Genomic DNA, 17,138 nt, shown 5'->3' on the forward strand with positions numbered 1-17,138 from the left:
TATAATAGTAAATAAAAATTAATTAAGGGAAACTAAAATAATTTTTACCCCAAATAAGAATTATCAGCCCGAAGATTAGTTGAGCGTCTCATTTTTGAGACGCTTTTTTTATGGGTTAATTTGTTAAAATTTAAACAATTGTGACCAATTAAAAAAATTAGTGTCATATAATTGGTTAGTAAATTAGAATTAAGTTAAGTAAGAAAGTTTAATGTTTAAATTGGTGGAATGCCAATGAGAATGTTGATTACAATTAAAGCGCCCTTTTTAGGGTGCTTTTTTTATTTTAAATAGTTTGCTACATCTTGAGGTCCTTCAAGTATGGTTTTAACTATTTGTAATGTGCCATCTTTTGTAGAGATAGTGTGCCATTTTATTAAAGAAATTTGCATATCTACAATTTCAATACCTGTTATAGACCTTGGGTGTACGCAACTACCATCGTTAAAATAAGGTAGATCGTTTGGTTCGGGAAAACGAGGTCTGTGTGTATGGCCTGCAATAACCATTTGATTGTTATTGTTTTCAATCCATTTTTTTAATCTGCGTTCAACCTTAATTAATTCTTTGTAATTTTTAGCAGGACTAGTTGGGTCTTTTATACCCATAATTTGTAAAGGTTTCCAAAGTGCTCTAACTAAAAAACGACTAAATTTCCAAAGCACATAATTAAAAAAGTCTGCTTGATGTCCGTGAATTAGTAATATGTTTTTATCATATCCCTCAACATCTAAAATAATTCCTTCATCAAATTTTAATCCTTTTAATAAGTCTTTGTCAGTTGCAGTTACAGCATCAAAATAAGAGCCTAGTAATTTGTCAACCCTTTTTTCTTTACTTAAAACCATATCATGGTTTCCCCAAATCATATGAAGCTTATCTTTTAAATGAAAATCGCGTAGCAATAAAAAAATGTTTTTATGCGCTTCAAAAATTTCACTAAAATCTCTGTTTTCCCAAAGCTCTATTCCATCTCCTAATTCTACATATGTAAAATCATTTTCATAATAACTTCTTAAGGCGTGAAAGTAAATGTTTCTGTTATGTACAAAATCGTCGGCATAACTATTATCACCTCTATGGCAATCACTAAAAAAAACAAATTTAGAGTCGCAATTCAGCTTAATTTTTTTAGCATTTTTATATGAATTTGATATAATTTGTTGAATCATTGTGTCACAGATATTTGTTTCAACCATAAACTTAAAATAAAACTTCTAGAAACAACTATTTTTAGCTGTATATTTTGCTATTTTCAGCACTATTATTTTATCAAAAATGCTTAATTTCGCAAACTAATTGATTTAAGGGTAAAAAATGAGTAAAAAATTTAGAGAATATAAGGGGTTGAACCTCACTAAAGTAGCAGATGAGACTTTAGCATTTTGGGAAGCAGAAAATATTTTCGATAAAAGTATAGCTACTAGAGATGAAAATAAGCCATATGTATTTTTTGAAGGACCACCTTCGGCAAATGGTTTACCAGGTATTCATCACGTTATGGCACGTGCTATTAAAGACATCTTTTGTCGTTACAAAACCTTACAAGGCTTTCAAGTAAAACGTAAAGCTGGTTGGGATACTCACGGATTACCTATTGAATTAGGTGTTGAAAAAGAATTAGGAATTACCAAAGAAGATATTGGTAAAAAAATTACGGTTGAAGAATACAACCAAGCTTGTAGAACTGCAGTAATGCGCTATACGGATGTTTGGAACGATCTTACCAGAAAAGTTGGTTATTGGGTAGATATGGAAGATCCGTATGTGACTTATAAACCAAAATATATGGAGACTGTTTGGTATTTGTTAAGTCAGTTGTATAAAAAAGGATTGATTTACAAAGGGTATACAATTCAACCATATTCGCCAAAAGCAGGTACAGGTTTAAGTTCTCATGAGTTAAATCAACCAGGAACTTATCAAGATGTAACTGATACAACAGTTGTTGCGCAGTTTAAGGCGTTAAAAGAAACATTACCGGAGTTTTTGCAAAAAGTTGAAGGTGATGTACACTTTTTAGCTTGGACAACAACTCCTTGGACACTTCCTTCTAATACAGCATTAACTGTTGGGAAAAAGATAGATTATGTATTAGTAAAATCTTTTAATCAATATACTTTTGAACCAATTAGTGTTATTCTTGCTAAAAATTTAGTTGGAAAACAGTTTGGTAAAAAATTCTTTACTGTTGAAAGTGAAGCAGAATTAGCTAGTTATAAAGCAGAAGATAAAAAGATTCCTTTTATTGTTGTAAAAGAATTTAAAGGAGCAGATATTTTAGAAGCAAAATACGAACAGTTAATGCCGTATGCATTGCCTTGCGAAAATCCAGAAAATGCATTTAGAGTAATTGCTGGAGATTTTGTTACTACAGAAGATGGTACCGGAATTGTACATACAGCTCCAACATTTGGTGCGGATGATGCAATGGTAGCTAAACAAGCAACACCAGAAGTACCACCAATGTTAGTTTTTGATGATAATGGAAACCAAGTTCCTTTAGTAGATTTACAAGGGAAATTTACCAAACATATGGGTGAAGAATTTGGAGGTAAATATGTGAAGAACGAATACTACAATGAGGGAGAAGAACCTGCACGTCCTATGGATGTTGAGTTAGCTATTCGTTTAAAAGAAGAAAATAAAGCATTTCACGTAGAAAAATACCGTCACAGTTACCCACATTGTTGGAGAACTGATAAACCAATTTTATACTATCCGTTAGATTCTTGGTTTGTAAAAGTGACTGATAAGCGTGATAAAATGTTCGAATTGAACGATACTATTAACTGGAAACCAAAATCTACTGGAGAAGGTCGTTTTGGAAACTGGTTAAAAAATGCGAACGACTGGAACTTATCTCGTTCACGTTATTGGGGAATTCCATTACCAATTTGGAGAACAGAAGATGGTACCGAAGAAATTATGATTGGTTCTGTTGAAGAATTAAAAGCTGAAATGGCAAAAGCTGTTGATGCTGGAGTATTAGAAGCTGATATTTTTGCTGATTTTGAAGTTGGAAATATGAGTAACGAAAACTACGATAAAATTGACTTACATAAAAATGTAGTTGATGGTATTACGTTAGTTTCACCTTCAGGAAAACCAATGAAACGTGAAAGCGATTTAATTGATGTTTGGTTCGATTCTGGTTCTATGCCTTATGCACAATGGCATTACCCGTTTGAAAATAAAGAATTAATAGACGAGAAAAAATTCTATCCAGCAGACTTTATTGCTGAAGGGGTAGATCAAACTCGTGGGTGGTTTTATACATTACATGCAATTGGAACAATGGTTTTCGATTCTGTAGCTTATAAAAATGTTGTGTCTAACGGTTTAGTGCTAGATAAGGAAGGAAAGAAAATGTCGAAGCGTTTAGGAAATGCTGTTGATCCGTTTGAAACAATGGATAAATACGGAGCAGATGCTACACGTTGGTATATGATTTCGAATGCAAATCCTTGGGATAACTTAAAGTTTGATGTTGAAGGAATTGATGAGGTTCGTAGAAAATTCTTTGGAACACTATATAACACGTATTCATTCTTCTCTTTATATGCAAACTTAGATGGGTTTACATATGCTGAAGATGAAATTGCAATACAAGACAGGCCAGAAATTGACCGCTGGGTATTGTCTGAATTAAATTCATTAGTAAAAAATGTAGAGAAATTTTACGAAGAATATGAGCCAACAAAAGCAGCTCGTGCTATTCAAGAATTTGTTGGTGAAAATTTAAGTAACTGGTTTGTTCGTTTAAGTAGAAGACGTTTTTGGAAAGGCGACTACGGTCAAGATAAAATTTCCGCGTACCAAACATTATATACGTGTATGTTAACAGTTGCTAAATTAGGTTCGCCAATTGCACCTTTCTTTATGGATAATCTTTATAAAGATTTAATAGCAGTTTCAGGTAAAGAAAACTTTGAATCTATACATTTAGGTGAATTTCCAACAAGTAATGATAGTTTAATTGATAGTAAGTTAGAGCACAAAATGCAACAAGCTCAAAAAATATCATCAATGGTGTTATCACTACGTAAAAAGGAAATGATAAAAGTACGTCAACCTTTACAACGTGTTATGATTCCTGTTTTGAACGAAGCAGATAGAGAAGAAATTTTAGCAGTTGAAAACTTAATAAAATCGGAAGTAAATGTAAAGGAAATTGAGTTAATTGACGATGCTTCAGGTATATTAGTTAAAACTATAAAACCTAATTTTAAAGTATTAGGACCTAAGTTTGGAAAAGATATGCGTTTTGTTGGGCAAGCTATCCAAAAATTAGATCAAGATGACATTGCAGCTATTGAAAAAGATGGAGAAATTTCTTTAACAATAAACGAAAAAGTTGTAAATTTAACTATAGCAGAAGTTGAAATAGTATCGCAAGATATTGAAGGTTGGTTGGTAGCAAATCAAGGTGGTTTAACAGTTGCCTTAGATGTTACAATTACTGAAGAATTAAGAAATGAAGGAAATGCAAGGGAGTTAATAAACAGGGTTCAAAACTTGCGAAAAGAATCTGGTTTAGAAGTGAATGATAAAATTCAACTTATTATTCAAAAAAATGATATATTAGAGCGCTCAATAAAAGAGAACGAAGATTATATAAAGACAGAAACATTAACTAACAAATTAGTATTTGAAGACGAAATAGAAAAAGGCACGGAAATTGCTTTTGACGATGTAAGCACTAAAATATTAATTAAAAAAATGTAAGCTTATGAACGAACAAAATAGATATTCTGATAAGGATTTAGCTGAATTTAAGGAAATAATACTAGCTAAAATAGAACATGCAGAAGAGGATTTAAGATTGCTAGAAAGCTCTTTTAAAAACGATAGTAACAATGGTACAGATGATACTTCGCCTATATTTAAAGGTTTTGAAGAAGGTTCTGAAACCATGTCTAAAGAAGCAAATGTTCAATTGGCAATTCGTCAACAAAAATTTATTAGAGATTTAAAAAACGCAATTTTACGTATTGAGAATAAAACTTACGGTATTTGTAGAGTTACAGGTAAGTTAATTCAAAAACAACGTTTAAAATTAGTGCCTCATGCTACTTTAAGTATTGAAGCAAAAAAACAACAATAAATAATATTTTATATATGGTGAAGCTTCCTTTTTTGGAGGCTTCATTTTTAATATAGGTTACCTATAAAACTGTGCAATTTGAAAAAAGCTGTAGCAATAATAATACTTGTCTTATTAATTGATCAAATTAGTAAAATTTACATAAAAACAAACTTTCTGTACGGAGAGGAAGTTGTAGTTTTTGATTGGTTTAGAATTCATTTTATTGAAAACAACGGAATGGCTTGGGGAGCTGAGTTTGGAGGTAGAACAGGTAAACTTTTTTTGACTGTTTTTAGATTATTTGCAATTGGTGGAATTGGTTATTGGCTGTATACATCAGTTAAAAAAAATGCACACAACGCTTTAATAATTGCAATATCTTTAATATTTGCTGGAGCACTAGGTAATATAATAGATTCAGTTTTTTATGGTGTTATTTTTAATACACCTTATAACGAAACTGCAACACTTTTTGCTGAAGAACCTTATGGTGAATTATTATATGGTAAAGTAGTAGATATGCTGTATTTTCCAATGTGGAAAGGAACATTACCAGAATGGTTTCCTTATAAAGGTGGTGAACCTTTTACATTTTTTAATGCAATTTTTAATGTTGCAGATGCAGCAATTTCTATAGCTGTAGCTATTTTAATAATTTTCAACAAAAAAGCGTTTCCTAAGGAAGAAGAAATAACAGAGATTACGGATTAATTTCTGCTAATTTTTTAACTAATTCATCCTTTATTTTACTATCACTTTCACTTAGTGGAAGGTTATTAGCTTTTAATAAATTTTTAGTTTCTAAAGAATCTATACTTAGGTTATATAAACTTTCAGAACCGTTGTTAAATAGCATGTATTTATGTGTGTTGTTTCTAATAGTTTTATTAAATTCATCTTCAGCATAAGCATATTCTCTTACTTGAGTTGTTGAATTAGAAAACGATTCATAAAAACTATTACTATCGTTAATTTTGCTGACATTTACACCTGCAATATTTGCTAACGTTGCAAATAAATCTGTAGTATTTATTAATGCGTTTTCAGACTCGTTAATTCTAGTTACATTTTTACCCGCAATTACCATTGGTACATTAATTCCGCCTTGATATAGTGATCCTTTTACTCTTTTATTATTGTATTCTTGCGCTACTTGATTTGGAGTACCATTATCTCCAATAAAAATAATTACAGTGTTTTCTTTTTCTTCTGAAGTCATACTGTTTAATAGTCTTCCAAATTCACTATCCATAGCTTCAAGCATTGCTAAATAGTAAGGTAATGGATTTGCATCAATACTTGCTTGATCGGTGGGTAAACTACCTTGAAAATGTAAATCTGTTGGAGGTAAATGAAAAGGTGTATGAGGAGCATTATATGCTAACCATAAAAACCAAGGCTTTGTTTGTTCTGCAATCCAATCAATAGCTTTGTTTGTATATTCAGTGGTATTATACGTTGTAGCTATTGTTTGAACACCATTTTCAGTAGATTTCCAATTCCAATAATCAGTTAATGTACCAGATAAAGATCCAGAGTAATACTCAATCCCCATATTTTCTGGATGATTTTTACTATTTGATAAGTGCCATTTACCTATTACTGCTGAAGCATATTCACCATTTAAATTTGTATCTATATATTTTTGAATGGATATTTCAGAAGTGCTTAAAGTATTGTTTACAGCTAAAACACCATTATTAACACCATATTTACCTGTTAATATAGTTGCTCTTGTTGGGGAACACGTTGGGTTAGACCAAACATTATTGTATGTAATACCTGTATTTATTAAGTTTTGAAGCTGTGGCATATTTGGTTTCTCTGTTCCAACGGAATAACCTGGTGAAGCATCTAAACCTATATCATCAGCAATTACCATTAAAATATTAGGTTTCGTATTTACTATTTCGGTTTTAGGAGTTGTTTCATTCTCAATTTCTAGATCTATAAAATCATCATTTTTTTCTGAACAAGAAACGAGAGTACTTAAAACTAGTAGGTATAGTATATTTTTCTTCATTTTAAATGTTTAAATACGTTTTGTTATTCAATATTTCTTACACAGCGCACATAATTATATACATATCTAACATCTCCTTGAGGCCCGAAGAATTGAGGATAATCATCTATGTTTCCACTTTTAGGATCACTACGTTGACAACCTGCTCCGTGAACATCCATTAATGTTCCGTTCATTTCTCCTTGTCCTTCTCCAAATGCAATATAAACACCGCTTGAATATGGATTAGCTCCATCTAAATGGCTAGTTCCTGTCCAATAAAATGGATATTGACCTGTGTTTCCATCTGGATCTGTTATTTCAGTACAATCAAAAATAGGGTCAATAGCTGGTGAATTTGTAGTTTTTGGAGATCTAGTATAATCTACAATACTTTGTAATTCTTTAGCATTTGGTAAACGCCAATCCGAATAATTTGCAAAGTCTAAGTTTTCTGAATATTCCAATGCTTCTTGCCAATCTCTTGAAATTTCATCATCTTTTTGTTCCCACATTAAGCCAGTTGCTAAATCGCTAATTGTTCCGTCTCCATTGTCTACAAAATTATTTTTACCGTAATATGTATTTCCTCTAACCATTCTAAAATACATAGTATTTGCAGCTCCTGAACCTTGCTTATATTTTGGATATCCTTTTATACGGCCATCTACAAAATTTACCCCAAAAACAGTTTCGTCCGAATTCATTGTAGTACTAACATATTCGGTTGAAGACCAAGTTTGAGCATCAATTTCACGTTCTCCAATGGATGTATCACCTAATTCTTGATTGAAATAATTGGTGTCTATAAATAAATCAATGGCAACTTCACCTTTTACTTTTCCTGAAAATAGTATTAGTGAGTATAATTCTTTTAAAGTTGGTACTCTCCAATCTGTATGATTTCCTAAGCTTGAATTAGATGCTTTTGTAAAAGCTTCAGTAAATGTTATTTTAGAACCCATATCTTGTTCCCACATTAATCCGGTAACATTATCTGTAATGGTACCATCTTTGTTATTTGTATATGAAGGTTGGTTTCCTAGATAATTTGAATCTTGACCGAAAAAAGAATTGCCTTGACTTGGTTTTGAAATTAGTGCGTCATTACTATAAGAGTCTATAATGCCGGTGTCAACTATAGTATATGGTTTGTTTGTAGTTGGTAAATCAATAATAACATTTTGCTCTTCTTCGGTTATTTCATCTATTATAATATCATTATCACTGTTTCCACAAGAGATAAGTATTAAGCAGAATAATCCTAATAGGGTAAGTCGATTTAATTTCATAGTGCGTTGGTTTATTTCCCTATTATGACTTCGAATTATAAAAAAGGTTTAAAATAATTTTGCAATTTAAATTCTTATCGTACATTTGCGATGAACTTATGAAGAGAACAAAAGAAGATATCATTTATCAGGTTGAGACCGAAGAGATTGCAAAATTTGCAAAGGCTTTGGGTCATCCAACGCGTATTAAAATATTGAATCATTTAGACAATGCAAGTTGTTGTTATACAGGTGATTTGTTAGAGGTTTTGCCTTTAGCACAATCTACAATTTCACAACATTTAAAAGAATTAAAAGATGCTGGTTTAATACAAGGAACTGTGAATCCGCCAAAAGTTAAATATTGTATTGATCAAGAAAATTGGTTGAGAGCTAAAGCTGTTTTTAATGAATTTTTCAATAAGAATATGACTAAAAATACGTGTGACTAAAAAAATTTAACTACACCAATCGTTTATTTGCGATTAAAAATCAAAAATATGAATATTCAAGAAATTAAAAATCATTTAGGTAAGCTTGAGACTATAGCTTTCCAATTGCCAGATGGCAATTTGGTGCCAAGTCACTTTCATGTAACAGAAGTTGGAAAAGTTACAAAGCATTTTATTGACTGTGGTGGAACTTTAAGAAATGAGGTTGTTGCAAATTTTCAATTATGGAATGCTAATGATTACGATCATAGGTTACACCCAGAAAAATTGATAAACATAATAGAATTGTCTGACGAATATTTAAAATTAGGAAATCTAGAAATTGAAGTAGAATACCAAGCTTCAACTATTGGTAAATACGGATTAGATTTTGACGGAACAAACTTTTTATTAACCACTAAACAAACAGATTGTTTAGCAAAAGATAATTGCGGCATTCCACCTGAAAAAACAAAGGTTAAGCTTACTAGTTTAGGTAATGATAATTCTAGTTGTTGCTCTTCAGAATCAAATTGTTGTTAAGAATAAATTAAATAGAGTATTAAAAAGTATATAAATTATGAAATCAATAAAAGTATTAGGAACAGGTTGTCCAAGTTGTGTAAGCGCTGAAAAAGTAATTGAAGAAGTGGTAAATGAGTTAAACATTGACGCTAAAATTGAAAGGGTAACGGACATTATGGAAATTATGGCATTTGATGTTATGAAAACTCCTGCAGTTGTTGTTGATGGAAAAGTAATGATTAAAGGAAAAGTGCCTTCAAAAGATGAAGTAAAAGCAATATTGGTAGATAATTTTGCAAACAATGCGTGTTGTTCAGATGAGAGTTCAAATGATTCTTGTTGCTCAACGGATGAAAAAGAAACAGGTTGTTGTTAGGTAAGGAAGTTTAAAACCCTGTGAATCGCAATTCTAAACTTGATTCAGAATCTCATCATACGAGTAATAAATATATTTTTTAATTATGGTATTTCAAGAAATAAATAATACAATAGCTGCTGTAAAAAAGCTAGAAATTTCTAACAAACGAAAGTTAGCATTGCAACCTTTTGTTGATTACGTTCAAGCTAAAGTTTCTGCATGTAAAAACATAAATCTTAATTTTATTTGTACGCATAATTCTCGCCGAAGTCATTTATCACAGGTTTGGGCGCAGACTGCTGCACACTATTATGATGTTAAAAGTGTGTATTGCTATTCTGGTGGAACTGAAGCCACAGCAATGTTTCCAATGGCTGCCCAAGCATTAAGTGCTGCAGGGTTTCAAATTGTAAAATTATCAGAAACAGAAAACCCAGTTTACAGTATAAAATATGCTGAAAATGAGCATCCTTTAATTGGTTTTTCAAAAACATATGATAATGATTTCAATCCAAAAGGTGAATTTGCAGCATTAATGACTTGTGATCACGCCGATGAAAATTGTCCGTTTATTGTTGGTTGCGAAGCTAGAATTCCTGTTAGATATAACGATCCAAAAGCATTTGATAATACACCACAACAAGCTGAAAAATATACAGAACGTAGCAATCAAATAGCTTCGGAAATGTTGTATGTATTTTCTCAAATTAACATAGAATAAAAAATATAATTTATGTCATTCTGAATGGAGTGAAATGGTAATGAAGAATCTTTGCTATTGTTCAGAATAACAAGAAAATTAAAAACTAATGAAAACAAGATTAAAATTTTTAGATAGGTTTTTAACCTTATGGATATTTTTAGCAATGGCACTTGGAGTTACTATTGGTTATTTCTTTCCGCAGGTATCTACAATAACAGAGTCATTATCGGTTGGTACTACAAATATTCCATTGGCAATTGGATTAATTTTAATGATGTATCCGCCGTTGGCAAAAGTTGATTATAGCTTAATTCCAACAGTTTTTAAAGACACTAAATTAATGTCAATGTCCTTGTTTTTAAACTGGATAGTTGGTCCAATATTAATGTTTGCATTGGCAATTATCTTTTTAAGAGACGAACCAGGATATATGTCTGGATTGATTTTAATTGGATTGGCACGTTGTATTGCAATGGTAATTGTTTGGAACGATTTGGCTGGAGCAAGTAGAGAGTACGGAGCCACATTAATTGCATTAAACAGTGTTTTTCAAATAGTAACTTATAGTTTTTATGCGTGGCTATTTATAACAGTACTACCAGCTTATTTTGGATTGGAAGGTTTTGATGTAAACATTACCATTTTTGAAGTTGCTGAAAGCGTTTTAATTTATTTAGGAATTCCGCTAGTAGCAGGGTTTTTAAGTAGAAAATATTTAACAAAATTAAGAGGTGAAGATTGGTATAACCGAAAATTTATTCCGCTAATTTCACCAATAACATTAATAGCTCTATTGGCAACAATAGTATTAATGTTCAGCTTAAAAGGAGAGTTAATTGTTGAAATTCCTTTTGATGTATTAAAAATTGCAGTTCCGTTAATTATCTATTTTGTGTTAATGTTCTTTGTAAGTTTCTTTACAGGAAAAGCAATGGGAATAGATTATAAGCGTAACGCAGCAGTAGCTTTTACAGCAACAGGAAACAATTTTGAATTAGCTATTGCAGTTGCCATAGCAGTTTTCGGAATAAATTCACAACAAGCATTTACAGGTGTTATTGGGCCTTTGGTTGAAGTTCCTGTATTAATTGGTTTGGTGAATGTTTCACTTTGGTTGAAGAAAAAGTATTACTAAATTATTGTCATTCTGAATGAAGTGTAAACGAAATAAAGAATCTCAAGAAGAGATTTTTCGACTTCACTATGTTTCGCTCAAAATGACAACTTAGATAAAACAAAAAAAAATGTTCGATTGGATAGAAAACCTTGCCACTTGGTTAGTGTTTTCAATATTAAATTTAGATGAAGGAAGTCATTTAGCAGAAGCTTTGCACTTCTTTATTTACGATACTATTAAAATTTTATTGCTAGTTTTTGTAGTTATCTTTTTTATGGGAATTGTAAATAGTTATTTTCCTGTTGAAAAAGTGCGAAATTATTTATCGCGTAAAAAATTATATGGCTTTGAGTATTTAATGGCTTCGTTATTTGGAACCGTTACACCGTTTTGTTCGTGTTCATCAGTTCCATTATTTATTGGTTTTGTAAAAGGAGGAATTCCTTTAGGTGTTACGTTTTCATTTTTAATTACTTCGCCTTTGGTAAATGAAGTTGCTATTGGTTTGTTTATTGGTCTTTTCGGATTGAAGACAACGGTTATTTATGTTGTAAGTGGTGTATTGTTAGGAACAATCTCTGGAATGGTACTTCAAAAATTAAAGCTTGAAAAATATTTGTCGCCTTGGGTATTACAAGTATTAGAAAATAGCCAGAAAGAAACAGAAAAATTTGAAACAGAAAAAACATCATTGAAAGAAAGGTTGCCTTCAATTTGGAGAGAAACAAAAATTATTTTAATGGGAATTTTACCTTATGTAATTGTTGGAATTGCAATTGGAGGTTTAATGCACGGCTACATTCCTGAAGGTTTTTTTGAGCAATATATGGGTAAAGATAATTGGTTTGCTGTTCCAATGGCAACATTATTAGCAGTACCAATGTATTCAAACGCATCAGGAGTTTTACCAATTGCTCAAGTATTGGTTTCAAAAGGAATTCCGTTAGGTACGGCAATTGCTTTTATGATGGGAGTTGTAGCGCTTTCGTTACCAGAAGCAATGTTGTTGAAAAAAGTAATGACCTTAAAGTTAATTGCCATTTTCTTTTCAGTAGTAACTTTGTGTATCATAATATCAGGATACTTATTTAATATCATATTTTAATCATAATAAATTTCAAAAATGAAAAATTTAAAAGTTTTAGTAGTCGCAATTATTAGTTTAGTAGCAGTTTCTTGTGGAAACAAAAAAGAAAGTAAAGTGGAAGAAGTAATCGCAAAAAACAATGTTATTGAAGTAATAGATTTTCACTCTACACATAGGTGTGTTACTTGTAAATCTATAGAATCTAACACAAAACATACGTTAGATACCTATTTTGCAAAAGAATTAAAAGAAGGAAAAATTACTTTGCAAGTTATTGATGTTGATGCAAAAGAAAATTACAAAATTGCTGAAAAATTTGAAGCTACAGGAACAGCTTTAATTGTAAATGTTGTAAAAGATGGAAAAGAAGAAAAGATTGATTTAACAGATTTTGCTTTTTCTAACGGAAGAGACACCAAAGCATTTTCAGACCAACTAAAAGTTAAAATTGAAGAGCAGTTAAATAAAATTTAATGGATGTATTACAATCGTTATTAGATAATTATAACATACCAATATTATCTGCTTTTTTGTTGGGTTTAATGACGGCTATTAGTCCATGTCCATTAGCAACAAATATTACGGCAACTGCTTTTATTTCAAAAAACATTACCAATAAAAAGAAAGTTTTTTTAAGTGGTATTGTTTACTCTTTGGGTAGAGCGGTTAGCTATTCATTAATTGGATTGATACTGTTTTTTGGGGCAAGTAAATTTCATATTGCACGTTTTTTTCATCAAAATGGAGAAAAATATTTGGGTCCGTTGTTAATTATTATTGGTCTTATAATGTTGAATATTATTCGCCTTAACTTTTTAAATAAATCGAATTTTACAGAGAAATTAAGTCAAAAATTTTCTGATAAAGGTTTGCTAGGTTCTTTTGTAATTGGAGTGTTATTTGCGTTGGCATTTTGCCCTTATAGTGGAGCTTTATATTTTGGAATGTTAATACCAATGACAATTTCGAGTGTAGAAGGTTTATACCTACCAATTGTATTTGCTATTGGAACTGGATTACCGGTAATATTATTTACCTATTTATTGGCATTTGCAGCGGGTAGTGTTAGTGTGTTTTATAATAAAATAAAAATAATTGAAAAATGGATGCGTTATGTTGCTGGAGTAGTTTTTATTATAACAGGAACGTATTATGTTCTTATATTTACAGGAATTATAAAGTAAATAAGTAATTATAAAACAACAAAATGAATAACGGAATTAATAAAAAACAGTTGTTAATAGCAGTAGTAGTGTTTTTGGGGTCATTTGTTTTAGCAAGAGAATTTTTTGCTAATTCGGAGAGTATAAAAACATTTCTGTTTGGAAACTAAAAGTAAAAAAGCTCAAGTTAAAACTTGAGCTTTTTTATTAATCTATATTTTTCTTTAGTTCTTTTACAAATTTAAGAAGGTCATCAACTTCTACATGGTCCATAACAATAACTTTATACCAGTTATTATTGCCATTGTGTGTGTCTGGAACTAAACCAAAGGATTGTGCTAACTCTTTAGTTACATGCTTAGATTTAAGGGTAACAATATTCATAAAAGGATCTCTAAAATATTCAATATTTAGTTCTTTTAATTGATCTTCAAACCATTCTGTTCTTAGTAAAAGTGTGCTAATTTTTTCGAACCAACCGTAATAACCATAGCTAAATAAAATCATCCAAACGGCAATTGCATTAGCTCCAGAGCGGCTACCAGACATAGTTAAGTCCATACCATCTACATATTGAGCTTCTTTTGTTAGTACGTTTTCAATTAAATTTTTTCTGCATAAAAATACACCCGTTCCGTATGGAGCTTGTAACATTTTATGAGCATCAATTGTAAAAGATGAAATTTTTGGATTCTGAAAATTAATCTTAGATTCCTTATTCATTATAGGGTAGATAAATCCACCAAAAGCACCATCAATATGAATTTTATATTCAACTTCATGTTTTTCTAAAATTTGAGCATACAAATTTGGGTCGTCAACAGAACCAAACATAGTTGTTGCTAAGTTAGAAATTACCATAAAGTATTTTTTACCTTTTGCTTTTTGTTCTTCAACAATGCGGTCTAATTCTTCTTTAATAATTTCTCTTGAATTAAATTCAACAGGAATACTTACACCATCAACACTTAATAAATTTGCTCCTTTATGTACCGAGTAATGTGTGTCTTCTGAAGAAAGAATTACCATTTCGTCTAAAGTAGCATTGTACTCTTTTTTATACAAGTTTCTGTAAATCCATAATGCTTGCATATTAGCTTCTGTACCTCCATTTGCAATGTAACCATCATAACTATTTTCTTCAGCCTTAAAAATATCTACGGCTAACACACGAATTACTTCTTTTTCTAATTCTTGCGAACCTTTAAAAGCTTCTTCACTTTTTCCTAAAGTATGACAACCAATATTGTTTGGGTTGGCAATATAAGCCTTTAAAAGAGGTGCTTTATCTAAGTCTGCACCTCCTAGATTAAAAACGTTTTCATCTATGTGAGAAACGGGATATCCTAGGTAGTGGCTATTTTCAAAATTAACTGTTGATGCTAAAGCATTATCAATTCGTTCAGTTAGTTTTATTCTTGATAATTTTTTCCAATATTTTTTCATAAATCGTATATAAACTGTAAAAAAAGAGGGTTGAAAACGACTCTATTAAATCAGTCGCAAAAATACCACTTTACCCTATATAAAACATTAAATTAATAGGAAACTATCGGCTACTAAAAAAAGAGTATTTTTATAAGCTAATAAGCATAATAAATTTGGATTTAAAACTGCAAATAAAAACATTGCCAAACGAGCCTGGAGTTTATCAGTATTACGATAAAGATGAGGTAATAATATATGTTGGAAAAGCTAAAAATTTAAAAAAGCGAGTATCATCGTATTTTACAAAAACACACGACTCTGGAAAAACACGAGTGTTGGTTAAAAAAATAGCGAGGATAGAGCATATAGTTGTTAATACAGAAACAGATGCACTGCTTTTAGAAAACAACCTAATAAAAAAGTATCAGCCACGTTACAATGTATTGTTGAAAGACGATAAAACTTACCCGTATATTTGTATAAAAAAGGAACGTTTTCCACGAATATTTTTAACTAGAAATGTAATTAAAGATGGGTCGGATTATTTTGGTCCTTATACCTCGGTAAAAACAGCTAGAGCTTTATTGGATCTAATAAAAGAGTTATTTCAAATTAGATCTTGTAATTATGATTTAAGTTTAAAAAATATTTCAAATAATAAGTACAAGGTTTGTTTAGATTACCATATTGGAAACTGTAAAGGACCTTGCGAGGCTTTGCAAAGAGAAGAGGATTACTCGAACAATATTTCAACAATTAGAAATATTATTAAAGGTAATTTTAAAGAATCGTTAAAACAATTTAACGATTTAATGATGAATTATGCCGCCGAAATGGAGTTTGAAGAAGCTCAAAAAATAAAAGATAAAATAGGGCTGCTTTCTAATTATCAGGCAAAATCTACCGTTGTAAATCCATCTATAAATAATGTGGATGTATTTTCAATTATTTCTGATGAGAGTTATGGCTACGTTAACTTTTTTAAAATTGCAAATGGTTCTATAATTCAATCACATACTTCAGAAATTAAAAAGAAATTAAACGAAACAGATAAGCATTTATTAGAGCTTTTTATTGTTGAAATTAGACAGCGTTTTAACTCGCAGTCTAAAGAAATTTATGTACCTTTTGAAGTTGATTTAGGTGAAAATCTTAAAGTTACAATACCTAAATTAGGAGATAAGAAAAGAATTGTTGATTTAAGTTTACGAAACGCCAAATATTTTAGACAAGAGCGTTTTAAGCAAATTAAAATTGTTGATCCAGATAGGCATGTAAACCGTTTGATGGCTCAAATGAAAAAAGATTTAGGTTTAAGTGAAGAACCTAGACATATTGAGTGTTTCGATAATTCAAATATACAAGGTACAAATCCTGTTGCTGCTTGTGTGGTTTTTAAAAACGGAAAACCAAGCAAAAAAGATTATAGAAATTTTAATATTAAAACTGTTGAAGGCCCAGATGATTTTGCTTCTATGGAAGAAGTAGTTTTTAGACGTTATAAGCGTTTACAAGAAGAAGGTGAAAGCTTACCTCAGTTAGTTGTAATTGATGGAGGAAAAGGGCAATTATCATCGGCAGTTAGAAGTTTAGATGTTTTAGGTTTACGATCAGAAATTGCAATTATTGGTATTGCTAAGCGTTTAGAAGAAATATTTTATCCAGAAGATCCTATTCCTTTATATCTAGATAAAAAATCGGAGAGTTTAAAAATTATTCAGTTTTTGAGAAACGAGGCGCATAGATTTGGTATTACTCACCATAGAAATAAACGAAGCAAAGGAGCTTTAGAAAACGAATTAGAACAAATTAGTGGTATAGGTAAGCAAACTGTTATATCTTTATTAAAGCATTTTAAATCTGCTAAAAGAGTATCAATTGCCACTTTTGAAGATATAGAGAAAATAGTAGGTACAAGTAGAGCAACAAAAGTTTACAACCATTATAATAAAACAACCCCATAG

General features: G+C 30.7%; 16 protein-coding genes. 12 read left to right on the forward strand and 4 right to left on the reverse strand.

Features of this window, described 5'->3' with window-relative positions:
- Nucleotides 1-281: 281 nt before the first annotated feature.
- Nucleotides 282-1,172: a metallophosphoesterase gene (locus tag BLU40_RS01640; RefSeq protein ID WP_090119059.1), complete on the reverse strand. Its 891-nt coding sequence runs from the start codon at nucleotides 1,170-1,172 to the stop codon at nucleotides 282-284.
- A 145-nt stretch (nucleotides 1,173-1,317) separates the two neighbouring features.
- Here BLU40_RS01640 and ileS point away from each other — a divergent pair, with 145 nt between their 5' ends.
- The 3 genes from ileS (at nucleotide 1,318) to BLU40_RS01655 (ending at nucleotide 5,800) form a co-directional block, all read left to right on the forward strand.
- A complete protein-coding gene (gene ileS, locus BLU40_RS01645) occupies nucleotides 1,318-4,728 on the forward strand; it encodes an isoleucine--tRNA ligase (protein WP_090119062.1) in 3,411 nt (1,136 codons plus the stop codon).
- 4 nt (nucleotides 4,729-4,732) lie between these two features.
- Nucleotides 4,733-5,107 (forward strand): TraR/DksA family transcriptional regulator, encoded by a 375-nt coding sequence (locus BLU40_RS01650; protein ID WP_090119064.1) that lies wholly within the window; start codon nucleotides 4,733-4,735, stop codon nucleotides 5,105-5,107.
- A 69-nt stretch (nucleotides 5,108-5,176) separates the two neighbouring features.
- Nucleotides 5,177-5,800 (forward strand): lipoprotein signal peptidase, encoded by a 624-nt coding sequence (locus BLU40_RS01655; RefSeq protein WP_090119066.1) that lies wholly within the window; start codon nucleotides 5,177-5,179, stop codon nucleotides 5,798-5,800.
- Here the strand turns inward: BLU40_RS01655 and BLU40_RS01660 are convergent.
- Together BLU40_RS01660 and BLU40_RS01665 are read right to left on the reverse strand one after the other, a co-directional pair.
- Nucleotides 5,790-7,112 (reverse strand): sulfatase-like hydrolase/transferase, encoded by a 1,323-nt coding sequence (locus BLU40_RS01660; RefSeq protein WP_090119068.1) that lies wholly within the window; start codon nucleotides 7,110-7,112, stop codon nucleotides 5,790-5,792. The genes BLU40_RS01655 and BLU40_RS01660 overlap by 11 nt on opposite strands.
- Nucleotides 7,113-7,135: 23 nt before the next feature.
- A complete protein-coding gene (locus BLU40_RS01665; protein ID WP_090119070.1) occupies nucleotides 7,136-8,383 on the reverse strand; it encodes an Lcl C-terminal domain-containing protein in 1,248 nt (415 codons plus the stop codon).
- 98 nt (nucleotides 8,384-8,481) lie between these two features.
- On the opposite strand from BLU40_RS01665, the gene BLU40_RS01670 reads away from it, so the two are divergent.
- The 8 genes from BLU40_RS01670 (at nucleotide 8,482) to BLU40_RS01705 (ending at nucleotide 13,767) form a co-directional block, all read left to right on the forward strand.
- Nucleotides 8,482-8,814, forward strand: a complete 333-nt coding sequence (locus tag BLU40_RS01670; protein WP_090119074.1) for an ArsR/SmtB family transcription factor — start codon at nucleotides 8,482-8,484, stop codon at nucleotides 8,812-8,814.
- A 48-nt stretch (nucleotides 8,815-8,862) separates the two neighbouring features.
- Nucleotides 8,863-9,336: a DUF6428 family protein gene (locus BLU40_RS01675; RefSeq protein ID WP_090119075.1), complete on the forward strand. Its 474-nt coding sequence runs from the start codon at nucleotides 8,863-8,865 to the stop codon at nucleotides 9,334-9,336.
- Nucleotides 9,337-9,373: 37 nt separating this feature from the next.
- Nucleotides 9,374-9,694 (forward strand): thioredoxin family protein, encoded by a 321-nt coding sequence (locus tag BLU40_RS01680; protein ID WP_090119077.1) that lies wholly within the window; start codon nucleotides 9,374-9,376, stop codon nucleotides 9,692-9,694.
- 85 nt (nucleotides 9,695-9,779) lie between these two features.
- On the forward strand, nucleotides 9,780-10,397 hold the full coding sequence (locus BLU40_RS01685; protein ID WP_090119079.1) for a low molecular weight phosphatase family protein: 618 nt from the start codon (nucleotides 9,780-9,782) through the stop codon (nucleotides 10,395-10,397).
- Between the two features lie 88 nt (nucleotides 10,398-10,485).
- The gene (gene arsB / locus BLU40_RS01690; RefSeq protein WP_090119081.1) at nucleotides 10,486-11,514 is read left to right on the forward strand and encodes an ACR3 family arsenite efflux transporter; all 1,029 of its coding nucleotides are present in this window, start codon (nucleotides 10,486-10,488) and stop codon (nucleotides 11,512-11,514) included.
- 109 nt (nucleotides 11,515-11,623) lie between these two features.
- Nucleotides 11,624-12,601, forward strand: coding sequence for a permease (locus BLU40_RS01695; protein ID WP_090119083.1), 978 nt, complete (start codon nucleotides 11,624-11,626; stop codon nucleotides 12,599-12,601).
- A gap of 18 nt (nucleotides 12,602-12,619) precedes the next feature.
- The gene (locus tag BLU40_RS01700; protein WP_090119085.1) at nucleotides 12,620-13,057 is read left to right on the forward strand and encodes a nitrophenyl compound nitroreductase subunit ArsF family protein; all 438 of its coding nucleotides are present in this window, start codon (nucleotides 12,620-12,622) and stop codon (nucleotides 13,055-13,057) included.
- Entirely contained in the window at nucleotides 13,057-13,767 is a 711-nt protein-coding gene (locus BLU40_RS01705) for an aromatic aminobenezylarsenical efflux permease ArsG family transporter (protein ID WP_090119087.1), read from the forward strand. Before BLU40_RS01700 ends, BLU40_RS01705 begins: the two co-directional genes overlap by 1 nt.
- 186 nt (nucleotides 13,768-13,953) lie before the next feature.
- Here BLU40_RS01705 and BLU40_RS01710 read toward each other — a convergent pair whose 3' ends face one another.
- Nucleotides 13,954-15,192, reverse strand: coding sequence for a pyridoxal-dependent decarboxylase (locus BLU40_RS01710; RefSeq protein WP_090119090.1), 1,239 nt, complete (start codon nucleotides 15,190-15,192; stop codon nucleotides 13,954-13,956).
- Nucleotides 15,193-15,341: 149 nt separating this feature from the next.
- On the opposite strand from BLU40_RS01710, the gene uvrC reads away from it, so the two are divergent.
- Entirely contained in the window at nucleotides 15,342-17,138 is a 1,797-nt protein-coding gene (gene uvrC, locus BLU40_RS01715) for an excinuclease ABC subunit UvrC (protein ID WP_090119092.1), read from the forward strand.

It is taken from the genome of Lutibacter oricola (genome assembly GCF_900106565.1).
GTDB lineage: Bacteria > Bacteroidota > Bacteroidia > Flavobacteriales > Flavobacteriaceae > Lutibacter > Lutibacter oricola.